A 4,042-nucleotide genomic window follows, 5' to 3' on the forward strand; every position below is an offset into this window, starting at 1 on the left:
ATTCTAACGAGAAACAAAAAATCTGTCATCAGTAATAGATAAAATCTATTACCAACAACAGATATTGTAGAACCCTTATATTCTGGAAACTAACCGCTTTTCAGACCACTCTTTTTGAATTTCCAGTCATATTTTTCGAAAAAAGGCGAACTTTGGATTATTATTTGCTATGATAGTGTTATGCAATTCAGTCGATCGTTATTGAATATTTAAGCAAAAAATCTATAATGTCATGATGTAGATGGCATTATTTCGTGAAAGGAAGTTCCCCGATGAAAAAAGAAGCCCGGCAGTCTAAAATCGAACAAATTATTAATCAATACACAATTACAACCCAAGATGAATTGATGGCCAAATTGAAACTATCAGGCATTAATGTCACGCAAGCAACCCTATCTCGCGATATTCGAGAAATGCAAATTGTGAAGCAACCGGATAGTTCAGGCGATTCCAGATACATGATTTTTAAGTCCGGCAATCAAAATGAGTTGGAGAGAATGTACCGCATGATCAACGGAACGGTCACGGATATCCGCCAAATCCAATTTATTAATGTCATTCATACGCAGCCAAGTTATGCCAACCCGTTAGCGGCGGTCATCGACGACCTCCATTTGGATGACGTGGCGGGAACGCTGGCAGGTTACGACACAATCGTGCTGTTCAGCCCATCAGTGGAAGCAGCTAAGAGTATTAATAACCTGTTTACAAAGCATTCAAATCCGGACCTGTTGGTGTCGTCGATTCAAGATTAAGTGTGCGAAGAAAAGCGATTAGGCGTGGTAATATAAGAGCAGTCCCCCCTAAAATCCTGGTTTTGGATTTTAGGGGGGACTGCTCTTATATTGTTAAGCGCCTGCTTTTCGGAGCACCATTAGTCAATAGAGGGGAAAACGACCACTGCGGAAATTTCATATGTGATGATGACCCCTTGTGCATTAGCGTCAGTTGGTTGCAGCAAGATTCCGCCACATAACAGAGCTGTTCACAAAGACCTCCCAACCCAAAACAACCCCACGTCAGCATCAAACCAGCGTGGAGTTATTTAGTTTGAGAATTTACTTAAACTTTCGGTACCCAAAGCGCACGCCAGCTACAATCGCAAATCCAGCTAACCAAAGGAACCCAATTATCGTCAATTTCATTCCCAGTGACAAGCCAGGAGTTGAATACTTCAACTGGATCAGGTGCTTGCCCGCGGGAATCTTGGCGCCCACAAATCCCTTGTTTGCGACAAAAGTCTTGGTTGGGTGATGATCAACTTGGAGTTTCCAACCGGAGAAATAGGGGATGGAAGTGGTCATAATTCTGGCTTGATTTGCGGGGTTGGTTTCTCCGCTGACAGTATTGTTGGTTACCTTTTGGTTTTGCAAACCAGTTCGTTGGAGCCGGTGAATTTGCTGGTCATAAGTTTGATTAAACGGCACGGCCATGATTCGAACTTTCTTGAATCGCAATTGCTTGACCCCGTTGAAGTGAATGGTCATTGATTTGCGAAGTTGATCTGAGTAGCCCAAATTTAAAACTACGTGTTGACGGTCTTCGTAATCGGATAAGTTGTTCATCGGCAGCTGCCTGAAGAAGGTGAAATTCGTCGGTGATTGGACTGAGACTGTGAAACCACCAAGATCAGGGTGTTGGCTGGCGGCTCTCAGCCGATCAATTTTCTGGAGCTTTGAAACTGGCGTCCCGTCGATGATTGAATCGGCTCGGAGGCTATTTAGGCGGCCCATCATTGTGTGGCGGGTTTCGGAAATGCCATCGATGACCAGATAAAGTTCGGTATTTCGATACTTTTCAGGGTTCTTTAACTTGAGTTGATAAGACAAGTGGCGCCCCTGGGCGTCGTTATCCATGACGTGCAGGCCATTGCGGTTCAGATTTTCGTTGCGGGCAATGACCCGTTTGTTCTTGTTGAGGACGTTTTGAAGTGGTTGCCCCTTTGGATTCAAGCCGGTTGCCTTTTCCCAGATAGCCACTTTATTCTTCGGCAGCGTGGTTTTGTATTTAGCAGCTGTTTGTCGGTAGCGACTATTTGGTGATAGTCTCAGTCGGGATAAAACAGCCTTCACAGGGGTTTCAACGATGTGTTGGTCAAATACATTGGCCGTATAGCCAACTTGTTTGACAGTGGCGCGAGGCTTGATTGATTGAATCCCTGTGACCGGCTGATCCACCTGAGTCCCCTGGACGAGTGATTGTTCCCGTTGAATAGGGGTCAGCTGGTTGTAGGTTGTAGATGAAATCGTGTTGTTTTGCATGTAAACCAACGGCAGCGCCAAGTTGCTTTTAAGCAGAACCGTTCCAGAGTGGTTACTTAAACCACTAACCGGTTGTTCTGGGAAATCGACAATTCGACCATTCTTGCGAACAAAATGATAACCGTAAGGAACGGCTTTAGGATTCTTGACAATATCGGTTTTGGCAAACATGTAGCGGACACCCAATTGATTAAGGAGCGTTGTTCGGCCATCGGCTTCCCCAAGAACGGAGTTAACGACTGCCTGTGAATTATCGATTGAGCGACTAAATTTATAAACATAACCATCTTGAATGGAATAATAAGCACCGAGATCATGAGTGCCAAGGACCATGGGAATATTATTGCCGGCAGTCCGATGAGGATAGTAGTTGTGAATCGTCGCGGTTCGATAAAATCCTTGATTGGATTTTAATCCCGTTTGGGCGCCGTCGTAATATTTGTGGAGCCATTGAGAAGCGGTGCCAGTCATCAAGTTCGATTTGATATTTTTACTGTTATTGGGGCTGAACCAGCCTTGCCCATTGCTGACGATGTTAATGAGGACCAGCCCAGTTAAGACGATCCCAACTGTTTTAGCAGAAAGCTTGAGGGAGGACTGACAGGCAAATAACAATAGGAAACAGCTGGCAAAGCCATAAGCCACCAAATCATTTTGCGGCAGCTTGAGCGTGAATCCTTTGGTGATCCAGACTAAGCCAATCAGGATAACCAGTGATGTAATCAGCCATTTCAAATCATTCCGCGTTAATCGGGGGAGCTGGTCGACAAAGATCATCGTTGCCAATCCAAGCGGCGAGACTGCCAAGAACAACCAACGATTGGAAGGCGTTGACAAGCCATTGGTGGTGGCACTGACTTGGGGAAGTAGGATGCCGATGACGGTCAAAACTATGACAATGGCAAGTGCCCGGTAGTGCTTGAAGTGGCGCAAAATATAGATGGCAGCTAAAAATGTGAGCCCACAAACGTTGAGGACGAGCCAGTAATCTTTGGTCGTCGTGCTGGTAATCAGTTGGTTGGGGAGGGCGAGATAGTACTTAGCCGGGTATAGCAGTAGCCCATTGGCAAATTTTGCGTGATAGGCGATTCGAGTTGATTGAAAGACCGACAGCAGTGTTGGGAAGAGGACGACACCTGCCATCATCAACCCGGTGACAATTGCCTGCGCCAAACAATAGATGATCCTGCCCAGCGGTAATTGTTTGGCATCAACGTGGTACATATGTAAATATCGGGTCAAGAGATAGACAAAAGTGCCAAGTGCCAGCATATAGGCAAAGTAGAAATTGCTGACAAGGGCCAGGGCAACCGCAATTGCCAGCGGCAGCCAATTTTGCCCATGCAATACCTTCTCAACCCCCATTGCCAGTAAGGGGAAGAGCATCATCGGTAGGAGAAAGAATGGGTGGTGCATTGAAACGTAAAAATTGTAGCCAGAAAAAGTATAGATTAATGTTCCGATGAGCTTGCTGTGGCGGCTAAATGAACGCTCATTGGCCCACGCAAGAAAGGCGCAGCCAACACAATAAAGCCGAAGTAAGATGAGGAGCTGATAGCCCAACTCCAACTTGCTGGCAGGAAAGAGGGCAATTAAGTAACTGAAAGGATCGCCCACGATATAAAAGGCGAAGGTGGTCAGTTGATCTGCTCCCGCACCCAGATTCCACGACCAACCGAATAAGGATTGGTGCGCGGTTCCCTGTAAGATCCGCTGAAATTGCGCCAGAATTGGAAAATGTTGGGCAATCCCGTCAACGTTCCAGATCAATGTTCTGCCGG

At 45.9% G+C, this 4,042-nt stretch carries 2 protein-coding genes; one reads left to right on the top strand and one right to left on the bottom strand.

The window, feature by feature from the left end; all coding sequences use genetic code 11:
- The first annotated feature begins 272 nt into the window (after positions 1–272).
- Positions 273–755 (top strand): arginine repressor, encoded by a 483-nt coding sequence (locus tag QUF07_RS13385; protein WP_054748966.1) that lies wholly within the window; start codon positions 273–275, stop codon positions 753–755.
- Between the two features lie 303 nt (positions 756–1,058).
- Here the strand turns inward: QUF07_RS13385 and QUF07_RS13390 are convergent.
- Positions 1,059–4,042 (bottom strand): YfhO family protein (locus QUF07_RS13390; protein WP_289427906.1); only part of this gene is annotated, 2,984 nt, incomplete at its 5' end.

Source organism: Lentilactobacillus sp. TOM.63, from assembly GCF_030361045.1.
Taxonomy (GTDB): domain Bacteria; phylum Bacillota; class Bacilli; order Lactobacillales; family Lactobacillaceae; genus Lentilactobacillus; species Lentilactobacillus dabitei.

Coding starts and splice junctions, on each gene's coding strand:
- QUF07_RS13385 (WP_054748966.1), top strand. CDS start 273: ATGAAAAAAGAAGCCCGGCAGTCTAAAATCGAACAAATTATTAATCAA.